Source organism: Kitasatospora sp. NPDC088548 (assembly GCF_044753005.1).
In the GTDB taxonomy this organism is placed as follows: domain Bacteria; phylum Actinomycetota; class Actinomycetes; order Streptomycetales; family Streptomycetaceae; genus Kitasatospora.
This window is the reverse complement of sequence record NZ_JBIVMI010000014.1, coordinates 151752-171210: the sequence shown is the minus strand read 5'-3', so window position 1 is coordinate 171210 and position 19459 is coordinate 151752. Positions and strand designations below refer to the sequence as shown.

At 71.1% G+C, this 19459-nt stretch carries 16 protein-coding genes and 1 riboswitch; of the genes, 7 read left to right on the top strand and 9 right to left on the bottom strand.

Annotation, left to right across the window (positions count from 1 at the left end; all coding sequences use genetic code 11):
* Window positions 1-37: 37 nt before the first annotated feature.
* The gene (locus ACIP82_RS19840) at window positions 38-1405 is read left to right on the top strand and encodes an acyltransferase (RefSeq protein ID WP_363610745.1); all 1368 of its coding nucleotides are present in this window, start codon (window positions 38-40) and stop codon (window positions 1403-1405) included.
* 125 nt (window positions 1406-1530) lie between these two features.
* Here the strand turns inward: ACIP82_RS19840 and ACIP82_RS19835 are convergent, their stop codons facing one another.
* The 7 genes from ACIP82_RS19835 to ACIP82_RS19805 form a co-directional block, all read right to left on the bottom strand.
* Window positions 1531-2583 carry an ABC transporter ATP-binding protein gene (locus ACIP82_RS19835; protein ID WP_400654737.1) on the bottom strand — a complete coding sequence of 351 codons (1053 nt, stop codon included), beginning with the start codon at window positions 2581-2583 and terminating at the stop codon, window positions 1531-1533.
* A gap of 34 nt (window positions 2584-2617) precedes the next feature.
* Window positions 2618-3688, bottom strand: a complete 1071-nt coding sequence (locus ACIP82_RS19830) for an ABC transporter ATP-binding protein (protein WP_363610741.1) — start codon at window positions 3686-3688, stop codon at window positions 2618-2620.
* Window positions 3685-4695 carry an ABC transporter permease gene (locus ACIP82_RS19825; RefSeq protein ID WP_363610739.1) on the bottom strand — a complete coding sequence of 337 codons (1011 nt, stop codon included), beginning with the start codon at window positions 4693-4695 and terminating at the stop codon, window positions 3685-3687. Before ACIP82_RS19825 ends, ACIP82_RS19830 begins: the two co-directional genes overlap by 4 nt.
* Window positions 4696-4793: 98 nt before the next feature.
* The gene (locus ACIP82_RS19820) at window positions 4794-6575 is read right to left on the bottom strand and encodes an ABC transporter substrate-binding protein (RefSeq protein ID WP_363610737.1); all 1782 of its coding nucleotides are present in this window, start codon (window positions 6573-6575) and stop codon (window positions 4794-4796) included.
* A gap of 56 nt (window positions 6576-6631) precedes the next feature.
* Window positions 6632-7621 carry an ABC transporter permease gene (locus ACIP82_RS19815; RefSeq protein WP_363610735.1) on the bottom strand — a complete coding sequence of 330 codons (990 nt, stop codon included), beginning with the start codon at window positions 7619-7621 and terminating at the stop codon, window positions 6632-6634.
* Window positions 7622-8089: 468 nt separating this feature from the next.
* Window positions 8090-9031, bottom strand: a complete 942-nt coding sequence (locus tag ACIP82_RS19810; protein ID WP_400654733.1) for an enhanced serine sensitivity protein SseB C-terminal domain-containing protein — start codon at window positions 9029-9031, stop codon at window positions 8090-8092.
* Window positions 9032-9179: 148 nt separating this feature from the next.
* Window positions 9180-9974, bottom strand: a complete 795-nt coding sequence (locus ACIP82_RS19805) for an enhanced serine sensitivity protein SseB (protein ID WP_363610731.1) — start codon at window positions 9972-9974, stop codon at window positions 9180-9182.
* A gap of 201 nt (window positions 9975-10175) precedes the next feature.
* Window positions 10176-10281: riboswitch (glycine riboswitch) on the top strand.
* A 228-nt stretch (window positions 10282-10509) separates the two neighbouring features.
* Between ACIP82_RS19805 and gcvT the strand changes: the two genes are divergently transcribed.
* The 4 genes from gcvT (at window position 10510) to ACIP82_RS19785 (ending at window position 15087) form a co-directional block, all read left to right on the top strand.
* Window positions 10510-11631, top strand: a complete 1122-nt coding sequence (gcvT, locus tag ACIP82_RS19800) for a glycine cleavage system aminomethyltransferase GcvT (protein WP_363610729.1) — start codon at window positions 10510-10512, stop codon at window positions 11629-11631.
* 160 nt (window positions 11632-11791) lie between these two features.
* Complete coding sequence (gcvH, locus tag ACIP82_RS19795) at window positions 11792-12172, top strand: glycine cleavage system protein GcvH (RefSeq protein WP_363610727.1); 381 nt, start codon at window positions 11792-11794, stop codon at window positions 12170-12172.
* Window positions 12173-12307: 135 nt separating this feature from the next.
* Window positions 12308-13576, top strand: coding sequence for a serine hydroxymethyltransferase (glyA, locus tag ACIP82_RS19790; protein WP_363610725.1), 1269 nt, complete (start codon window positions 12308-12310; stop codon window positions 13574-13576).
* Window positions 13577-13719: 143 nt separating this feature from the next.
* Entirely contained in the window at window positions 13720-15087 is a 1368-nt protein-coding gene (locus ACIP82_RS19785) for an L-serine ammonia-lyase (protein WP_363610723.1), read from the top strand.
* 165 nt (window positions 15088-15252) lie between these two features.
* Here the strand turns inward: ACIP82_RS19785 and ACIP82_RS19780 are convergent, their stop codons facing one another.
* Both ACIP82_RS19780 and ACIP82_RS19775 read right to left on the bottom strand, forming a co-directional pair.
* Window positions 15253-16890, bottom strand: coding sequence for a cytosine permease (locus ACIP82_RS19780; RefSeq protein ID WP_363610721.1), 1638 nt, complete (start codon window positions 16888-16890; stop codon window positions 15253-15255).
* 295 nt (window positions 16891-17185) lie between these two features.
* Complete coding sequence (locus tag ACIP82_RS19775) at window positions 17186-17911, bottom strand: YoaK family protein (RefSeq protein WP_363610719.1); 726 nt, start codon at window positions 17909-17911, stop codon at window positions 17186-17188.
* Between the two features lie 167 nt (window positions 17912-18078).
* On the opposite strand from ACIP82_RS19775, the gene ACIP82_RS19770 reads away from it, so the two are divergent.
* Entirely contained in the window at window positions 18079-18573 is a 495-nt protein-coding gene (locus ACIP82_RS19770; RefSeq protein ID WP_363610717.1) for a RidA family protein, read from the top strand.
* A gap of 89 nt (window positions 18574-18662) precedes the next feature.
* A complete protein-coding gene (locus ACIP82_RS19765) occupies window positions 18663-19430 on the top strand; it encodes an FCD domain-containing protein (protein WP_363610715.1) in 768 nt (255 codons plus the stop codon).
* Window positions 19431-19459: the final 29 nt, after the last annotated feature.

Sequence of the window (19459 nt, the reverse complement as noted above, 5' to 3'; positions counted from 1 at the left end):
CGTTCCCGGTCATCGCGGCTTCCGCTAGCCTCCGCCTGTGAAGCTGATCGAACGTGTATCCAGGCGACGCGCCGGGAGCCCCGCCCCCGCCTCGTCGAGACTCGGCTGGCTCGACGCGCTGCGCGGCATCGCCGCGCTCTCCGTCGCCGTCTACCACCTCGCGCTGCCGTTCTACTGGATCCCGCACGGCACCAAGGTGCCGTACTACCTGGACCCGGGCATCTTCGGCGTGATGCTGTTCTTCCTGGTGAGCGGTTACATCATCCCGGCCTCACTGGAGCGGCGCGGCGACGTGCGGGCGTTCTGGGCCGGGCGCTTCTTCCGGATCTACCCCGTGGTGATCCTGACCGTGGTCGGCTGCCTGCTGATCCTCCCGCGCAACTACACCGTCGTGCAGGGCTGGGCCTTCGAGCACCCCCTGCTGTCGCTCGCCGGCAACGGGATGATGCTGCAGGACATGATGGGCGTGCCCAACGTCGTCGGGGTGATGTGGACGCTCACCTACGAGATGCTCTTCTACTACTTCGTGACGGCCCTGTTCGTCCTGGGCTGGCACCGGCGGAGCGCCCCGATCGCGATCGGCTTCGCGGCCTTCGCGCTGGTCCTCGGCTCCTGGCTGGCGCTGGGCACCATCTCGACCGATCTCGCCGCCACCCGCCATCTGGTGACGGCCGGCGGGCTCGTCGTCGTCATGGCGATGGTCTGCATCTTCACCGCCCGGCCGGAACTGGTCCGCTGGGGCGGGGTGCTGCTCGGCGGTCTGGGCCTGGTGCTGATCCTGCTGAACAGCCGGTCCACCGCGTTCGAGACCATGCTGATCTTCGCGACGATGTTCGCCGGCACCGTGCTGTACCGGCTCGAGCACGGCCAGATCGAGCGGCTCCCGGCCATCCTCTGCTGCCTCTTCGTGGCCGCGTCAGGTTTCCTGGTCGGCTACCTGTACAACCGCGGCCCGGCACTGTGGCGCACCTGGAGCGGCTCCTGGATGTCGTTCTCCTACGCGTACGTGGCCGCCTGGGCGGTCTTCGTGGTCGGCATGCTGCTGCGCAAGCGGCGCTTCCCGCGGGCGCTCAGCTGGCTGGGTGCGATCAGCTACTCGGTCTACCTGCTGCACAACCCGCTGGTCCACGGCATGAACTGGATGCTGGAGGGCCATGCGCCGATCGTCGGCTGGAAGGGCCGCACGGTGCAGTTCGTCGCCTTCATGGCCGTGCTGCTGATCCTCAGCTACCTCAGCTACCGCCTGATCGAGATCCCGTTCCAGAACCTCGGCCGCCGGGTGATGAAGGCCGTGAACCGCCGGTTCCCGCCGCCCGCGGCGCCGTCCCGGCCGGAGGCGGGGGCGGGCGGTCCGGCCGTGCCGACCGGGCGGGATCCGGAGCCCGCGCTGTCCGGCAGCGGCTGACCGCGACCGGCTGCCGCCGACCACCGAACGCGAAGGCCGTCCGCCCGGAGCTCCCAGGCTCCGGGCGGACGGCCTTCGCCGTCGGCGTCAGGTGTTCAGGACACCGCTGTTCAGGGCGCAGCTGTTCAGGACGCCGCGCCGGCGGGGGCGTTCTCCGGGAAGTGGCAGGCCACCTGGTGGCCGGTCTTCAGCGCGGCGAGCGGCGGTTCCTGGGCGGCGCAGATCTCCTGGGCCTTCCAGCAGCGGGTGCGGAAGCGGCAGCCGCTGGGCGGGTTGATCGGTGACGGCACGTCGCCCTGGAGCAGGATGCGCTCGCGCCCGCCCTGCTGCCTGCGGCGCGGGTCGGGCACCGGCACGGCGGACATCAGGGCGTTGGTGTACGGGTGCAGCGGGCTCGCGTAGAGCGAGTCCCGGTCGGCGATCTCGACGATCTTGCCGAGGTACATCACCGCGACCCGGTCGGAGACGTGCCGGACCACCGAGAGGTCGTGCGCGATGATCAGGTACGTCAGGCCCAGCTCGCGCTGGAGGTCGTCCAGCAGGTTGACCACCTGCGCCTGGATCGAGACGTCGAGGGCGGAGACCGGCTCGTCGGCGACGACCATCTTGGGCCGCAGGGCGAGCGCCCGGGCGATGCCGATGCGCTGGCGCTGGCCGCCGGAGAACTCGTGCGGGTAGCGGTTGTAGTGCTCGGGGCTGAGCCCGCACAGCTCCAGCAGGTCCTGGACGGCCCGCTTCACCCCGTGTTCGGTCTGCACCTTCTGCAGCCGGAACGGCGCGCCGACGATGGTGCCGACGGTGTGCCGGGGGTTCAGCGAGGAGTACGGGTCCTGGAAGATCATCTGGATGTCGCGGCGCAGCGGACGCATCGCACCGGCGCCCAGGTGGGTGATGTCGGTGCCCTCGAACTCGATCGTTCCGCCGGTCGGTTCGTCGAGCCGGGTGACCAGCCGGCCCATGGTCGACTTGCCGCAGCCGGACTCGCCGACGACGCCCAGGGTCTCGCCCGCGTTGACCGTGAAGTCGATGCCGTCGACGGCCCGCACCGCATCGGTCCGGCGCCGCAACAGCCCGCCGTGGATGGGGAAATGCCGGGTCAGACCGGCCACCCGGAGCAGCGGCTCGCGGTCGGGGGCGGGTGTCGGCGCAGGGATCCCCGCCGTCTGAGTGTCCGTCATCAGTGGTCTCCAGAAAGGTGGTACGAGGCCGGGCTCACAGCCGGGGTGCGATCTCTTCGGCGAAGATGCGGTGCCGGTCGGCGGCCCCGAGGTGGCAGGCCGCGTAGTGCCCGGGGGTGGCCTCGGCCAGCACCGGGATCTCCTCGGCCGAGCGCCCGCCGGTCAGTTCGGCGTACGGGCAGCGCGGGTGGAAGGCGCAGCCGGACGGCACGTTGATCAGGCTGGGCGGGGTGCCCTTGACCGGGACGAGCCGGTCCTGGAGCTCGCGGTCGAGTCGCGGCATCGAGCCCAGCAGGCCCCAGGTGTAGGGGTGTTCGGGCGCGTCGAAGAGGGTGTCGGCGGGTCCGCGCTCGACGCACTTGCCGCCGTACATGACCAGGATGTCGTCGGCGAGTTCGGCGACCACCCCGAGGTCGTGGGTGATGATGATGACGGCCGAGCCGAACTCCTGCTGGAGGTCGCGGATGAGGTCCAGGATCTGCGCCTGGACGGTGACGTCCAGGGCGGTGGTGGGCTCGTCGGCGATCAGCAGCGAGGGGTCGTTGACCAGCGCCATGGCGATCATGGCGCGCTGGCGCATGCCGCCGGAGAACTGGTGCGGGTAGTCGTCGACCCGGCGGTCGGGCTGCGGGATGCCGACCCGGTCGAGCATCTCGACGGCGCGGGCGCGGGCCTGCTTCTTGGTCGCCTGCGGGTGGTGCACCCGGTAGGCCTCGACGATCTGCGCCCCGACGGTGTAGTAGGGGTGCATCGCGGTGAGCGGGTCCTGGAAGATCATCGCCATCTGGCGGCCGCGCAGCTGGCGGACCCGGTCCGGTCCGGCCGCGATCAGCTCCTCGCCGTCCAGCCAGATCTCGCCGCCGATCCTGGCCCGCTTGGTGCGGTGCAGGCCCATGATGCCGAGCGAGGTGACGGACTTGCCGGAGCCGGACTCGCCGACGATGCCGAGGGTGCGGCCCTTCTGGAGGTCGAAGCTGACCCCGTCGACCGAGCGGACCAGGCCGTCGTCGGTGTCGAAGTGGATCCGCAGGTCGCGCACGGAGAGGAAGGCGTCCCGCGCCGCGCCCTCCCCCGCCGGGGCAGCGGTCTTCTGGAGGTCGGTCACGACAGCCTCACCCGGGGGTCGACAGCGGCGTACAGGAGGTCAACCACGAGGTTGCAGAGCACGATGAAGAAGGCGGCGAGCAGCGTGACGCCGAGGATCTTCGGCAGGTCGTTGTCGGTGATCGCGGAGACCGCGAACTGGCCGACGCCCTGGAGCGAGAAGACCTGTTCGGTGATCAGCGCACCGCCGAGCAGCAGGCCGAGGTCCATGCCGAAGATGGTGACGACGGGGGTGAGCGCGGAGCGCAGCCCGTGCCGGACGACCACCTTGCGCTCGGCCAGGCCCTTGGCCCGGGCGGTGCGGATGTAGTCCTCGCTCATCGTCTCCAGCATTCCGGCGCGGGTGAGCCGGGCGTAGAGCGCGGAGTAGAGGAAGGCCAGCGAGATCCACGGGAGGATCAGGTTGCGGGCCCACATCAGCGGGTCGTCGGTGAAGTTGACGTAGTGCGGGTTGTCCAGGATCGGCCACTCGTAGCTGAAGAGCGTGAGCAGCAGCGCGCCGGTGAAGAAGACCGGCAGCGAGACGCCGGCCAGCGCGACGCCCATGGAGAGCCGGTCGAAGATCGACTTCGGCTTGAGGGCGGAGACCACGCCGGTGGCGACACCGGAGACCAGCCAGACCACCGCGGCACCGCTGGCCAGCGAGAGGGTGATCGGGATGCGCTTGGTCAGCTCGGGCCAGACCTCCAGGTGGTTCTTGAACGAGTAGCCGAAGCACGGCACGTGGCAGGTGACCGGGTCCGGGCCGAACTTGTACTCGGCGCCGCTGACCAGTGCCTTCAGGAAGTGCCAGTACTGGGTGTAGAGCGGCTGGTCGAACCCGAGGTTCTTCTTGATCGCCGCGATCGCCTCGGGTGACGGGTTCTTCCCGATGTACTGCGCGGCCAGCTGGTCGGTCGTCTCGCCGGCCAGGCGCGGGAGCAGGAAGAAGATCGCGAAGGTGACCGCGCTGACCACCAGCAGCAGCACCAGGGCCGCGAACGTCCTGCGGATGATGTAGGCAAACACAGTTGGGCGGCTCCGGCGGCCCGCCGCCGTCCGGGATCCTCCGGACGGCGGCGGGCGCCGCTGCCTTCACCTGCCTTCAGGGATGTGGAGCCAGGCTCTTACTTGTTGGTGCCGATGTTCAGGTAGTCGTACTCACCCGAGAAGGCCGAGGTGGACACCACGTTGGTGGCGCTGTCCGGGCGGTACAGGAAGACCTTGAAGTAGGTCAGCGGCACGTAGACCGCGTCCTCCATGACCTTCTTGTCGATCGCCCCGTAGATCTTCTCGCGGGCCGCCTTGTCGGTGTTGACGGCGGCCTCGTCCAGCAGCTTGTTGACGTCGGCGTTGTTCTCCTGGGCCAGGTTGCTGTTGCCGGAGGCCTTGATCGAGCGGCCGTCGACGATCTGCTGCAGGAAGCCGTAGCCGGTCGGCCAGTCGGCACCCCACTGCATCATCATCAGGCCGATGTTCTTGTCCTGGGTGAACTGCGGGACACCGGCGTGGTCGGTGAAGTACTTGCCCTGCGGGTACTGCTGGATCTCGGCGTTGATGCCGACCTTCTTCAGCGCGGCCTGGATCGAGGTGGCCGCGGCGACCTCGGGGGCGCGCTCGGTGCGGGCGGTGAGCACGGTGCTGAAGCCGTCCGGCTTGCCGCAGGCCTTGAGGGCCGCCTTGGCCTTGCCCTCGTCGCCCTTGTTGTCCTTGGTCTCCCAGACGTTGAAGTCCTGGTGGCCCGGGATGTCCGGCGGGAGCACGGTGCTGGCGATCGAGCCGCGGATCGGGCCGCCCATGGCGGTCTGCACCGAGACCTTGTCGATCGCGTACTGGACGGCCTTGCGGCACTCGATGTTGTCGAACGGCGCGACCTTGGTGTTGATCGCGGTGTAGACCAGGCGGCCGCCGAAGGCGTTGTCGGTGCTGGCCTTGAGCTTCTGGTCGCGCAGGATCTGCGCCTGGGTCTGCGGGTCGACACCGGCGCCGACGAGGTCCACCTGGGCGTTGCCGGCCAGCAGGTCCTTGTCGATGGTGGACTGCTCGATGTTCATCCTGACCACGATCTTGTCCGCGAGCTGCTTGCGGATCGGGTCGGTGCTCGGGTCCCAGTTGGTGTTGGGCACCAGGGTGAGCTGCTTGCCGTCCTCGTAGGACTCGAACTTGTAGGTGCCCGAGGCCACCACGTGCTTCACGTAGTCCGCGCCGGTGTCCTTGGCCTGCGGGACCGGCACCGTCTGCGGGGCGCTGACCAGGTAGTCGAAGTCGGCGAAGGCGTGCTTCAGGTGGAAGACGATGGTGGTGTCGTCCGGCGTCTCGATCGAGTTCAGCCCGCCGGTCTTGTCCTTGTACGGGCCCTCGTACGGCGTCGGGTTGTCGACCAGCAGCTCCTTGAAGTACGTCGGGCCGTTGGAGTTCACCTCCGCCGCGAAGTTGGAGCGCTCCACCGCGTACTTGACGTCCTTGGAGCTGATCGGGGTGCCGTCCTCGTACTTCAGGCCGGCCCGCAGCTTGTACGTCCAGGTCAGGCCGTCCGCGCTGGGCGTGCCCATGGACTCGGCCAGGTCCGGGACCAGCTTGTTGCCCTCGTCGCCGGGGCCCGGCGCGAAGGTGGTCAGCGGACGCCCGTACAGGCGCGAGAAGTTGTAGATGTACGCGTAGTACGTGTTGCCCGGGTCGAAGGAGTCCGGCGTACCGCGCATCTCGTAGGTGACGGTGCCGCCCTTCTTGTCCGAGGCGTTGACGATGCCCTTGGTGGCCGCGCCGGAGGCACCGCCGTCGCCGACACCGGCGGAGGAGGGGGCGGAGGAGGAACTGTCGCTCTTGGACGAGCCGGACGAGCAGCCGGTGACGATCAGGACCGTGGCAGCGGCCGCGGCGGTGAGCGCGACGGTACGGGACCTACGCATGGGTGGGATCAACCCCTTGAGGAAGTGGTGGCGGATCGAAGGGTCCTGACGAGAAGTCAGTTGCTCTTGGGATCGAGGGCGTCACGCAGCCCGTCGCCGAGCAGGTTGAAGGCGAGCACGGTGAGGAAGATCGCCATACCGGGGACCACCATGTACTGCGGGTCCACCTGGTAGTACTTGATCGCGTCGTTGAGCATGCCGCCCCAGGAGGCCTGCGGGGCCTGGATGCCGACGCCGAGGAAGCTGAGGCCCGCCTCGAAGAGGATGTTGGTCGGGATCAGCAGCGTCGAGTAGACCAGGATCGGACCGACCAGGTTGGGCAGCAGCTCCCTGAACAGGATGAACGGGCCCCGGGCGCCCAGACTGCGGGCGGCGAACACGAACTCCCGTTCGCGCAGCGAGAGGGTCTGGCCGCGCACGATCCGGCCCATGTAGGGCCAGTTGAAGAAGCCGATCACGAAGATCAGCACGGCGATGTGCAGCGGGAGCCCGTGCAGGCCGAAGGCGCCGCCCTGGAGCGAGGCGGAGATCGCGATGGCGAAGAGCAGCAGCGGGAAGGCGAGGAAGACGTCCATCACCCGGCTGATCAGGGTGTCCACCCAGCCGCCGTAGTAGCCGGCCATCACGCCGAGCACCACGCCGATGGTGTTGGACAGCAGGGTCGCCCCGAAGGCGACGAGCAGGGAGACCCAGGAGCCCTCGATGACCCGGGTGAGCAGGTCACGGCCCTGCAGCGGGTCGACCCCGAGCGGGTGGTCCCAGCTCATCCCGCCCCAGTCGCCCAGCGGCAGGCCGCCGAGGTTGGCGTCCAGCAGGTCCTGGTTGAGGGCGTCGGGGTCCAGTCCGAAGACGGACTCGATCGGCTTGGCCAGCAGGGCGAGCAGGATCAGCAGGATCACCACGACACCGCCGGCGACGGCGGCCTTGTCCCGCTTGAAGCGGGTCCAGGCGATCCGGCCGAGCGAGCGGCCTTCGATCTTCTTGGCCGGGCTCGCGGCGGCGGCTGCCCCCGGTTCGCTCCCGGCGGTCTTGATGGGTGCGGTCATGGTCAGTTGGTCCCCTCGCCGACGGTGGCCGGCCCACGGGTGCCGGTCGCCGGTTCGGCGCTACGGCTGGTGCGGACGTGCGGAGGTGCAGGGTTCGGGTGGTGCACGGCGGTACGAGGTACTCGGTGCTGCTGCCACGCGGGATGGGCATCGCGCGGTTCGAGCGGTTCGCGGCGCGCGTTCACCTTTGTGGGGCTCCAAGTACACGCGGTGCGTTGCGCAGAACTCTCTGCCATCTGAACTGGCTTGCGCCAGCCCTGACCACCGACAGATGCCCAACTGTGATCTGTGCGCATGCACCTCCGGATTCTCGGCATATCCCTCTTCACACAGCTGTTACAGGCATGTCAAGATGTGTGACGGCACCGGCCGGAAAATCGTCCGGAAAAACCAGGAAGCCGACCTGACGTCACGTCAAGTCGGCTTCTCGTACTGGTTTTCGACGGTGCGGGGCTCCGGCGCGCCCGGTCAGCGCCCCGGATAGCCGGGCCACGGCTGCTGCTGCGGCGGCTGCCCCGGCCAGCCAGGGCCGGGCGGCTGGGTGCCGTAACCGCCGTACGCCGGCCCCGTCTGCGAGGTGTACGGCGGTGGCGGCACCGGCGGGTAGGGCGCGGTCGCCGGCCGCCCGCGGCCGGCCGCCTCACGGTCGAAGAACGGCCGCGCGTTGGCCCGCATCCAGAGCGCCACCGGGTCGTACTCGTCCCCCATCGCCACCGTGGAGACGGCCAGGCCCTCCGGGGCCACCGCGATCGCCCGCTGCATCAGGGCCCGGACGGCCTCCACGGTCGGTGGCGAACTCTCGTAAAGATCAAGGCCGATGGCCAGGTACGGCTCACCGACGGCGGGCTGCACCCAGGCCCGGCACAGCGCCCTGACCGCCCGCACCTCGCCCGCCTGCCGCTCCAGCAGCGCGAAGAACTGCTGGGCCGGCACCTGCGGTTCGCTCAGCTTCAGCGGCCCGGCCGGCAGCCGGTCCAGCCCCGCCGCGATCCGCCGGAGGTCCGCCCAGGGCACCCCGACACCGCCGCCGGGGGCGTGCGGATTCAGCCAGAGGCCCCAGCGGGTGCGGTACAGCGAGGCGGCGATCTCCCGGCCGGAGATCACCTCGTGCGCCCGGGCCCAGCCGGACGCCGCCAGCTGCTCGGGCGAGGTGACGGCCGGCGCGTAGCCGTGGCCGCTGATCTCCATGTTCCCGTACTGGGCGTCCGGGCTGCCGGGGGTGCCGTGCCAGAGCAGCATCCAGACCTGGCCCGCGGCAAGGGCGTGCAGCAGCGCCTCGTACGCCTCGTAGCGCTCCGGCGCGACCTCGCGCAGGGCTCGCTCCAGCGCACCCGGATCCGCGCCGGGGCGCCCGGCGGGCGCCTGGCCCCAGGGCCCCGGTGCACCGCCCGCTACCGCTCCCGCACTCATGCGCCCACCTCGCTGCGCCTCTTCTTCTCTCACCCGCCGACCCGGCGGCTGCCTGCACGCACCCTATGGCGCGCCACCGACCGCCGCCACGCCGACGTGTCTGCCTCGTCCCCTCCTCCGGCCCGACGCCGGGCGGGGAGGGAACGCGTCACATCCGTGTGTAGAACGGCCGGACCTGGTTGAGCAACCACTCGACCACGGGATCCTCCACGAGATCGAGTAGTACGAGGTGGACGCCGCCGGGCAGCGGCGCGGTTCCCAGTGCCCGGCCCAGTGCTTCGTTCACGGTGGCCGGCTCGGCCGGGGCCGCCGGGTCGAGCTGGACCCCGATGAACATCACGGTCGGCTCGCCCTCGACGCTGGCCAGCGCCCGCCGGGCGGTCAGCACCCCGGGCAGGCCGGCGAGTTCGGCCCGGGCGGCGGCCAGGAAGGCCTCCGGGTCCTCGCCCGGCACCGGCTCGCGCAGCGCCACCCGGCCGCCGGTCGGGCTGTCCGGGGCCTCCCAGCGGTCCTCGCGCGGCCCGCGCCGCAGCTCGGCCACGCCCTCCGGCGGCACCGGGATGCCGACCGCCGCCTCCGGGTTCACCGCTATGCCGATGCCCAGCGGCAGCCCGCGGGCGAACTCCCAGACCGGCGCGACCGCGAAGGCCATCCCCGGCGCCTGCCGCAGGAACACCTCCTGCGAGGAGAAGACCGGCACATAGGGGTCGCCGGCCAGCTCGACGGTCGGCAGGTTCAGCGACTGGCCCTGCGGATCGGCCCCGGCCGGCAGCGGGATCCACACCTGGCTGCGGGCCAGTACCTCGATCACCCGGGCGGTCGCGCCCGGGTCGCCGAGCGCGGCGGTGAGCACCTGCTCCAGCTCGTTGGCCGGCCATCCGCCGCCCTGCGGCGCCGTCTCCGGGCCGCCCCACCCCTGCTGCTGCTCCGCCGGGTACCCCATGCGCCCCTGTACCGCCCTGTGTCCGTGTGCCGTGCTCGTGCGCCGCGCCGTGCCCGCCGGCGTGCCCGCCGGCGCGCCCGCCGACGCCGAGCAGCCTAGCGGGCCGCCCGGGGCCCCTCTCCCGCCCGGGGCGCAGACGTGCCATGATGTGCGCGTCTCCGCGCTTTCCCGACGGAGGCCCCTAACTCCATACAGGCCGCTCGAACCCGCGCGGGAGAGCCCGGAGTGCCCCGTCAGGCGGCACAGCCGGCGCCGAAGGAGCAAGTCCTCCCCGGAAACTCTCAGGCACCCCTACCGCACGGGTTAGGCACATCTGGAAAGCGGCGCACGGCTCTGCCACGCGCCCACCCACGGTGCAAGCCGCCATGTTGTCCTGTTAGCTGTAAAGAGCTGCGGGCCTGCGTGCGGTGAAGCTCTCAGGTACGACGACAGATGGGGAGACCCAGCCGCCGCATGCCCGCGCGCAGGGTCGGCCCCGAGCGGGACCGGTCCGGCGTGCGCACACCTGAGTGCCCAGACCGAGGAGTCCCAGGCCATGTCGTCCCTCCGCCTCACCGCGCTCGACGCGCTGCACCGCGCCCTCGGCGCGACCATGACCGACTTCGCCGGCTGGGACATGCCGCTGCGCTACGGCAGCGAGCGCGAGGAGCACCTCGCCGTCCGCACCAGGGCCGGCCTCTTCGACCTCTCCCACATGGGCGAGATCACCGTCACCGGTCCGCAGGCCGGCGAGATGCTGGACCACGCGCTGGTCGGCTTCGTCTCCGCGCTGGGCGTGCTGCGCGCCCGCTACACCATGATCTGCGCCGAGGACGGCGGCATCCTGGACGACCTGATCGTCTACCGCCTGCGCGAGGACGCCTTCCTGGTCGTCGCCAACGCCTCCAACGCCCAGCTGGTGCTGGACGAGCTGATCGCCCGCGCCAAGGGCTTCGACGCCGTCGTCACCGACGACCGCGACACCTACTCCCTGATCGCCGTCCAGGGCCCGGAGTCCACCGCGATCCTCGCCGACACCACCGACGCCGACCTGCCCGGCCTGAAGTACTACGCGATCCTCCCGGCCCGGGTGGCCGGCCGCGAGGTGCTGCTCGCCCGCACCGGCTACACCGGCGAGGACGGCTTCGAGATCTTCTGCGCCCCGGCCGACGCCGAGCCCGTCTGGACGGCGCTGACCGAGGCCGGCGCCGACCGCGGCCTGGTGCCCTGCGGCCTGTCCTGCCGCGACACGCTGCGCCTGGAGGCGGGCATGCCGCTGTACGGGCACGAGCTGTCCACCGACCTGACCCCGTTCGACGCCGGCCTGGGCCGGGTTGTCCGGTTCGACAAGACCACCAACGAGGGCGCGTTCATCGGCCGCAAGGCGCTGGAGAAGGCCGCCGCCGAGGCCGAGGCCCACCCGCCGCGGGTGCTGGTCGGCCTGGTCTCCGAGGGCAAGCGCGTCCCGCGCGCCGACTACACCGTGGTCTCCGCCGACGGCACGCCGATCGGCCGGATCACCTCCGGCGCCCCCTCCCCCACGCTGGGCAAGCCGATCGCGATCGCCTACGTGGACGCGGCGCACGCCGCGCCCGGCACCACCGTCGCGGTGGACGTCCGCGGCCGGCCCGAGCCGGTGCAGGTCGTGGCGCTGCCGTTCTACAAGCGCGCCCGCTGAGGGCCCGCTCCGTCCCGCGCCGGGCAGCTCCCCGGCGCGGGGCGGAGCCCGCCTCCGGCCCGTCCGCCGAGGCCCGCTTTCCCCCCGTAGATCCACGTCGATGCCGTCCGCCCGCCGGACCGCTTCGTCGTACCCGCTTCCCATCCTGGAGAATGACGCCATGAGCAACCCCCAGCACCTGCAGTACACCAAGGAGCACGAGTGGCTGACGGCCGCCGCTGACGGTGTCTCCACGGTCGGTATCACCGCCCACGCGGCCGACGCCCTGGGCGACATCGTCTATGTGCAGCTGCCCGAGGTCGGCGAGACCGTGACCGCGGGTGAGACCTGTGGCGAGCTCGAGTCCACCAAGTCGGTCAGCGACCTGTACTCGCCGGTCACCGGCGAGATCGTCGAGGTCAACCAGGCCGTCCTGGACGACAACGCCCTCGTCAACAGCGAGCCCTTCGAAGGCGGCTGGCTGTTCAAGGTCCGCGTCGAGGCCACCGACGAGCTGCTGAGCGCCGACGAGTACGACGCGCTCACCAACCCCGAGGCCTGATCGTCCGCCGGGGCGGCCGCAGCGCGGCGGCCGCCCCGCGGCCGGCCGTCCCCGCCCTCCCGTCGCCCGCCGCCTCCCTCCCAAGGGCGCGCCAAGCGCGGCACGTCCTTCTCTCCTCCCCGGGAAGACCACACCATGACGGTTCTCAACCAGTCCCTGCACGCTCTCGACCCGGAGATCGCCGCCGCGGTCGACGCCGAGCTGCACCGCCAGCAGACCACCCTGGAAATGATCGCCTCCGAGAACTTCGCCCCGGTGGCGGTCATGGAGGCCCAGGGCTCGGTGCTCACCAACAAGTACGCCGAGGGCTACCCCGGCCGCCGCTACTACGGCGGCTGTGAGCACGTGGACGTCGTCGAGCAGATCGCGATCGACCGGATCAAGGCCCTGTTCGGCGCCGAGCACGCCAACGTCCAGCCGCACTCCGGCGCGCAGGCCAACGCCGCCGCGATGTTCGCGCTGATCCAGCCGGGCGACACCATCCTGGGCCTGAGCCTGGCCCACGGCGGTCACCTGACCCACGGCATGAAGATCAACTTCTCCGGCAAGCTCTACAACGTGGCCGCGTACCACGTCGACGAGAAGACCGGCCAGGTCGACATGGCCGAGGTCGAGCGCCTCGCCAAGGAGCACCAGCCCAAGCTGATCATCGCCGGCTGGTCCGCCTACCCGCGCCAGCTGGACTTCGCCGCCTTCCGCCGGATCGCCGACGAGGTCGGCGCGCTGCTGATGGTCGACATGGCGCACTTCGCCGGTCTGGTCGCCGCCGGCCTGCACCCCAACCCGGTGCCGTACGCGGACGTGGTCACCACCACCACCCACAAGACCCTGGGCGGCCCGCGCGGCGGCGTCATCCTCTCCAAGGCCGAGTTCGCCAAGAAGATCAACTCCGCGGTCTTCCCCGGCCAGCAGGGCGGTCCGCTGGAGCACGTGATCGCCGGCAAGGCCGTCGCGTTCAAGGTCGCCGCCTCGGAGGAGTTCAAGGAGCGCCAGCAGCGCACCCTGGACGGCGCCCGGATCCTGGCCGAGCGCCTGCTCCAGGCCGATGTCGCCGAGGCCGGCGCGTCCGTCCTGTCCGGCGGCACCGACGTGCACCTGGTCCTGGTCGACCTGCGCAACAGCGCGCTCGACGGCCAGCAGGCCGAGGACCGCCTCCACGAGGTCGGCATCACGGTCAACCGCAACGCCGTCCCGAACGACCCCCGCCCGCCGATGGTCACCTCCGGCCTGCGGATCGGCACCCCGGCGCTCGCCACCCGCGGCTTCCAGGCCGAGGACTTCCGCGAGGTCGCCGACATCATCGCCGAGGCGCTGAAGCCGGCCTTCGACGAGGCCGTCGCCACCGCTCTGAAGGCCCGCGTCTCCGCGCTGGCCGCGAAGTACCCGCTCTACCCGAACCTGTAGTCCGGCGCGGGTGACCGGCCTCACCCCGTCGGGCCACCTGCGATCAAGGGGCACCGCGCACACTGGACAGTGCGCGCGGTGCCCCGTTCCGTGCCGGCACCTGCCCGCCTGTCCTTCCACGAGACCAGACAAGGACGTCCCCCGTGGCCATCAGCGTCTTCGACCTCTTCTCCATCGGCATCGGCCCTTCGAGTTCCCACACCGTCGGCCCCATGCGCGCCGCCCGGATGTTCGCCCGCCGACTGAAGTCCGAGGGCCTGCTGGCCGGCACCACCGCCGTCCGCGCCGAGCTGTACGGCTCGCTCGGCGCCACCGGGCACGGCCACGGCACCCCGAAGGCCGTCCTGCTGGGCCTGGAGAACAACTCCCCGCGCACCGTGGACGTCGACCAGGCCGACCTGGACGTCGAGCGGATAAGGGCCGAGAAGCGCCTCAACCTGCTCGGCAGCCAGCCGATCGACTTCGACCCGGACACCCAGCTCGTCCTGCACCGCCGCCGCTCGCTGCCGTACCACGCCAACGGCATGACCCTCTGGGCGTACGCGGCCGACGGCTCCACGCTGCTGGAGAAGACGTACTACTCGGTCGGCGGCGGCTTCGTGGTCGACGAGGACGCGCTCGGCGCGGACCGGGTCAAGCCCGACGACACCGCCCTGCGCTACCCCTTCCGCACCGGCGAGGAACTGCTCCGGCTCACCCGCGAGACCGGCCTGTCCATCTCCGGCCTGATGCTGGAGAACGAGAAGGCCTGGCGGACGGAGGAGGAGATCCGGGCCGGGCTGCTGGAGATCTGGCGCGTCATGCAGGAGTGCGTCCGGGCCGGCATGTCCCGCGAGGGCATCCTCCCCGGCGGCCTCAAGGTCCGCCGCCGCGCCGCCTCCGGCGCCCGCGCGCTGCGCGCCGAGGGCATCGGCCCGGCCAACGCCATGGAGTGGGTGACCCTCTACGCGATGGCCGTCAACGAGGAGAACGCCTCCGGCCGGCGCGTCGTCACCGCCCCCACCAACGGCGCGGCCGGCATCATCCCCGCCGTCCTGCACTACTACCTGAACTTCATCCCCGGCGCCGACGACGAGGGCATCGTCCGCTTCCTCCTCGCCGCCGGCGCGATCGGCATGCTCTTCAAGGAGAACGCCTCCATCTCCGGCGCCGAGGTCGGCTGCCAGGGCGAGGTCGGCTCCGCCTGCTCGATGGCCGCCGGCGGCCTCGCCGAGGTCCTCGGCGGCTCCCCCGAACAGGTCGAGAACGCCGCCGAGATCGGCATCGAGCACAACCTCGGCCTCACCTGCGACCCGGTCGGCGGCCTGGTCCAGATCCCCTGCATCGAGCGCAACGGCATGGCGTCCGTCAAGGCCGTCACCGCCGCCCGGATGGCCCTGCGCGGCGACGGCCGCCACCACGTCTCCCTCGACAAGGCGATCAAGACCATGAAGGAGACCGGCGCCGACATGAAGATCAAGTACAAGGAGACCAGCCGCGGCGGCCTCGCCGTCAACGTCATCGAGTGCTGACCCCCGCACTCCCCCGCCGAGCCGGCCGGACGGCCCCGTCCGGCCGGCTCAGCGGCGCGACACCCGGCCCCGGCCACGGACGCGCCGTTCACCTCCAGGCTCGGCCGGGCGCCGGGCCCGTCCCCCGTGTCCTTCGGCACGTGAGGGGACGGGCCCGGCGCGGGCTCAGCGGTCTGCGGGCCGGCCGGTCGGGGCCGTGCGGGCTTCGAGCAGTACGGCCCGGCGGAACGCCGCGCTGCGTCCCGCGCAGTCGGCGCAGATCGCGGCGCCGTCCTCGGTGCTGGGGTCGCGGTCCATCTCCACGGCGATATAGGAGTGGTCGCAGGTGTGGCAGCGGACGCGGGTCTCCCAGATGTCCTCGACCTCGTCGCGCGGGTCGCCCGGCCGGTCGAGGGCGACGGGTCGGCCGAGCCGGTGGGCCACGGTGTACAGGACGATGCTGAGCACCAGGACCAGGGGGGTGGACCACGTGGTCCCGAAGGTGCCGGTGCCTTCGTACACCGCGATGCCGAGCACCGAGACGATCAGCCAGACGATCGCGCCGGGGCCGAACGAGGCCACCCGGCCGGGGCGGAACTCCGGCAGCCCGTCGCGGTCGCCGTGGCGGCTGAGCCACATGTGGGTCAGGGCGATGCCCACCCAGGCGACGACGAACGCGCCCTGCCAGGCCAGCGCGGTGAGCAGGTAGCTGAGGACATCGGTGAGCATGAACAGGTAGGTCAGCACGCCGGCGAGCATCAGGGCGGCGACCCGGGGGACGCGGATCCGCAGCAGCCGCGTGAACAGGGCCTCCAGATTGGTGGAGGCGACGTAGTAGTTCGCCGTGTTGATCCTGGACTGGGTCACCCAGACGACGACCAGGCCCGAGATCCCCATCAGGTTGATGACGGTGTCGCCGATCGCTGTCTCCGACAAGGCGCCGGAGGTGCCGGCCGCCATCACCAGGAAGATCCCGATGAGACCGTTGGCGAGGTACACGAAGAGGTAGAAGACCGGGCCGAAGGTGACGACGCTGTGGTAGCGGCTGTCCTCGGGCTTGCCGAAGCGGGCGAAGTCCACCGTGTACATCATGAAGACGAACACGCCGAGGTAGACGAACAGGGCGTAGAGCCAGCCCGGCGCGCTGAGGTCCGGGGCACTGTCCGGGACGTGGGTCAGCCAGCCCTTGGAGGGGTACTTCACCGCGGCCAGGACGACGGCGACGAGCAGGCCGCCCCAGTACAGCGGCAGCAGGAAGCCGTTGAACTTGTCCATCCAGCGGCGCACTCCGCCGATGACCATCGGCAAGTTGGTGACGACGGCGACGGCGTACCAGATCCGGATATCCAGCACCCCGGTGTAGGCGTGCAGGGCGTGGGCGATGACGGAGCTCTCGAACACGGCGTAGTACAGCGCTGTGGCCGCGAGGATGAGCGGGGCCAGCACGGAGCCGGCGAGGCCGAAGAGCCGTTGCGAGAGCAGGGCGACGGTGAGCCCGGTGTGCGCGGCGTAGCGCGACAGGGCGCCGCCGACGACGCCGAACACGATGACGGCCAGGACGATGCCGATGAGGGTGTTGACGGTGCCGACCGTGACAGCCAGCGTCGCCGCGGTGACGAGGTAGAACATGCCGCTGATCACGGCGTACCAGGTCATCGTCAGGGAGAGCCGGCTGCTGCGCCAGCTCAGTGGGACGACGTGGGTGGAGTAGTCCTCGTTGGCGGCCTCCTTGACCACACGGGGGTCGTCGTGGAAGGAGACGTCCAGGGGCCTGGGTCTGCGGGTGGTCTGCTTGCCGTTGGTCCGGGTGCTGTCTGTGGTCACGGGGGTGTCCTTCTCCGGGCGGTGGTGAGCCGCGGGGTGCTGCCGGGGCGTCCGGAAGGAGGGCAGGCGGCCCGGTGGGGGCGCGAGTTGGGACGCGTACCGCCGTGGGGGAGGCGGTCCGGCGGGGCATGACTTGGCCGGAAGGACCGGGAGGCGTTCCGGCAGGACTGCCTCCGGGGCCCAACGTCTACGCGTTCCCCGACACGGAGTCAAGGTCCGGCGGAAAGATTTCCGCTGTCCTGACGGAATCGTCCGCGCGGGCGGTGCGAATCGACGGAATCCGTTGGCGCCTGGTTCAGCCGCGCCTTCCGTGCAGGCGGCGGCGAGCCACAACGAGCGTGGCCAGCACCAGAGTTGGCGCGATCGCCGCGGCCAGGACAGGGGCGAAGCGCAGCGTGACCGCACCCGCGAGTGCGCCCGCGACCAGGGCCAGGAGGACTGCGCAGCGCCGCAGGACGTCCTTGGTCGAGCCGTGGGACAGGGACTCGGCGACGGAGGTGAGCGTGCCGGTGACGAAGGTCGTGGTGATGCCGGCCCTGGCGATGCGGCGGGCGGTGGCGGTCTGGAGGCCCATGGCCGCTCCGGACAGCGCGACCAGGGCGATGTCGACCGCGCGGCCCGGCTCCGCGCCGGACTGCGCCCAGATGGCCAGAAAGCCCGTCTGCAGGGCGAGGTTGACGCCGAGCGCGGCGCTGATCCGCGGGTGCCAGAGCCAGTCGGACAGGCCGGACCGATCGGTTATCCGGTAGGCGGCGACGAGGCCCGCCGTGAAGGCGATCACGGCGATGCCCGCGCGGGCGAGGTGCATGTCCGCACCGTGCGCCCCGGCGATGCCGAACAGCACGAGATTGCCGGTCATGTTGGCCGTGAAGACGCCGCCGAGCCCCAGGTAGGCCACGGCGTCGGTGGCCCCGGCCGCCGCGGTGAGCAGGACCAGGAGCAGGTCCACCAGGCGCCGGTCGGACCCGGCGGGCGCCGCGGCGGGCTGGTCGGCGGCGGTGTTGGAGCGGATGGATCTCATCTGGGGCGGTCCTTACGGCAGGGTGCGCGGGCGAGATGTCCGGGCCCTCAAGGCCGGAAGCCTTGACAGGCAGCCGGGTGGTGTGGAGAGAATCCCCCGACTTGGTCGGACCATCTGACTATCTTGGCTCACCGGCAGAGCCGTCAACCTCCCCCAAGGAGCAGCGCATGTCACGGACCGATTACGAAGCGCGGGTGGCGGAGCTCGGGCTGGAACTGCCCGACTACAGCAGCCGCCCGTACTACGGCGCCGACTACGGCTCCATGAAGCCCCACCACATCACCGGCAACCTCCTCTTCCTCGGCGGCCACACCGCCGACGACGACCAGGGCAACGTGCGGTTCGCCGGACGTCTGGGCCAGGACCTGACCGTCGAGGAGGGCTACCAGGCGGCCCGCCTCACCGCGCTGAACTGCCTGGGCGGCATCCGGTACGCCCTCGGCTCGCTCGACCGGGTCGCTTCGGTGGTGCGGTCGCTGTGCTTCGTGGTGACCACGCCCGAGTTCGAGGACGTCCACAAGGTCTCCTCCGGGGCCACGGACCTGTTCCGCGACGTGTTCGGCCCCGAGGTCGGACTGGGTGGGCGTGCCACCATCGGCGTCATGAGCCTGGCGCGGCGGAGCTCCTTCGAGGCGTGGGTCACCGTCGAGATCCGCGACTGAGCCCACTCCCGCCGTCCGGCCGGTGTCCTCGGCCGGGGAGCATGGACGCCGTAGGTCATGTTCCGCCCCACCGTTATGGAGGTCGTCAGTTGTCCGTCAACTGGTCGCTCATCACTCCCGAAGCACGTTCCGGCCCGCAGCGGCTGGCCGGACGCATCCACCGGCTGATCGAGGACGGACAACTGGCGGAGGGCGACCGCATTCCTCCCGAACGAGAACTGGCGGACACCTGGCGGGTCTCCCGGGCCACCGTCCGCGAAGCGCTCCGCGAGTTGGAACTGCGCGGACTGGTGGACCGCCGCCCCGGCCGGGGCACCATCGTGGCGGGCATCGCCCGCCCGGCCCTGCGAGACTGGCAGCTGGGCGACATGGACTCGGCGGCCAGGCTCATCCACGAGGTGATGGACCTGCGCTCCGCCGTCGAGCCGCCCGTCGCCGCCCGCGCGGCGGTACGTGCCACCGACACCGACCTGCAGCACCTGAGCGACCTGCTCGCCGAGGCGGACCGGGCGCTGAAGCACGGCCTGCTGCCGCGCCTGGTCCAACTCGACAGCGAGTTCCACGTGGCGCTCGCCAAGGCCGCCCACAACCCGCTGCTGACCCAGCTGCTGGAAACCACCAACCAATGGGTCGAGCTCTCCCGCAACCCCGCCTACCAGAGCACCGAACGGCTCGTCAGCTCGCTGAGGGCGCACGGACGCATCCTGGAGGCCGTCATGGGCCAGGACTCCGAGACGGCCGCGCAGGCCATGTCCGAGCACCTGCTCGAAGTCCACCAGGCGATCGTGGAGACCATCCAGTCCGCGAGCCCGAACGAGCACCAGAGCCCGAGCCAGAGCCCCGGACCCGCTCGCTGACCGGTCGCCCACCGGCCGGGTACCATCCG

What these genes read in the sequence shown, in the direction of transcription:
- ACIP82_RS19835 (WP_400654737.1), bottom strand. Translation starts at nt 2,583, where the DNA reads ATGACGGACACTCAGACGGCGGGGATCCCTGCGCCGACACCCGCCCCC.
- ACIP82_RS19820 (WP_363610737.1), bottom strand. Translation starts at nt 6,575, where the DNA reads ATGCGTAGGTCCCGTACCGTCGCGCTCACCGCCGCGGCCGCTGCCACG.
- ACIP82_RS19815 (WP_363610735.1), bottom strand. Translation starts at nt 7,621, where the DNA reads ATGACCGCACCCATCAAGACCGCCGGGAGCGAACCGGGGGCAGCCGCC.
- ACIP82_RS19810 (WP_400654733.1), bottom strand. Translation starts at nt 9,031, where the DNA reads ATGAGTGCGGGAGCGGTAGCGGGCGGTGCACCGGGGCCCTGGGGCCAG.
- ACIP82_RS19805 (WP_363610731.1), bottom strand. Translation starts at nt 9,974, where the DNA reads ATGGGGTACCCGGCGGAGCAGCAGCAGGGGTGGGGCGGCCCGGAGACG.
- gcvT (WP_363610729.1), top strand. Translation starts at nt 10,510, where the DNA reads ATGTCGTCCCTCCGCCTCACCGCGCTCGACGCGCTGCACCGCGCCCTC.
- gcvH (WP_363610727.1), top strand. Translation starts at nt 11,792, where the DNA reads ATGAGCAACCCCCAGCACCTGCAGTACACCAAGGAGCACGAGTGGCTG.
- glyA (WP_363610725.1), top strand. Translation starts at nt 12,308, where the DNA reads ATGACGGTTCTCAACCAGTCCCTGCACGCTCTCGACCCGGAGATCGCC.
- ACIP82_RS19775 (WP_363610719.1), bottom strand. Translation starts at nt 17,911, where the DNA reads ATGAGATCCATCCGCTCCAACACCGCCGCCGACCAGCCCGCCGCGGCG.
- ACIP82_RS19770 (WP_363610717.1), top strand. Translation starts at nt 18,079, where the DNA reads ATGTCACGGACCGATTACGAAGCGCGGGTGGCGGAGCTCGGGCTGGAA.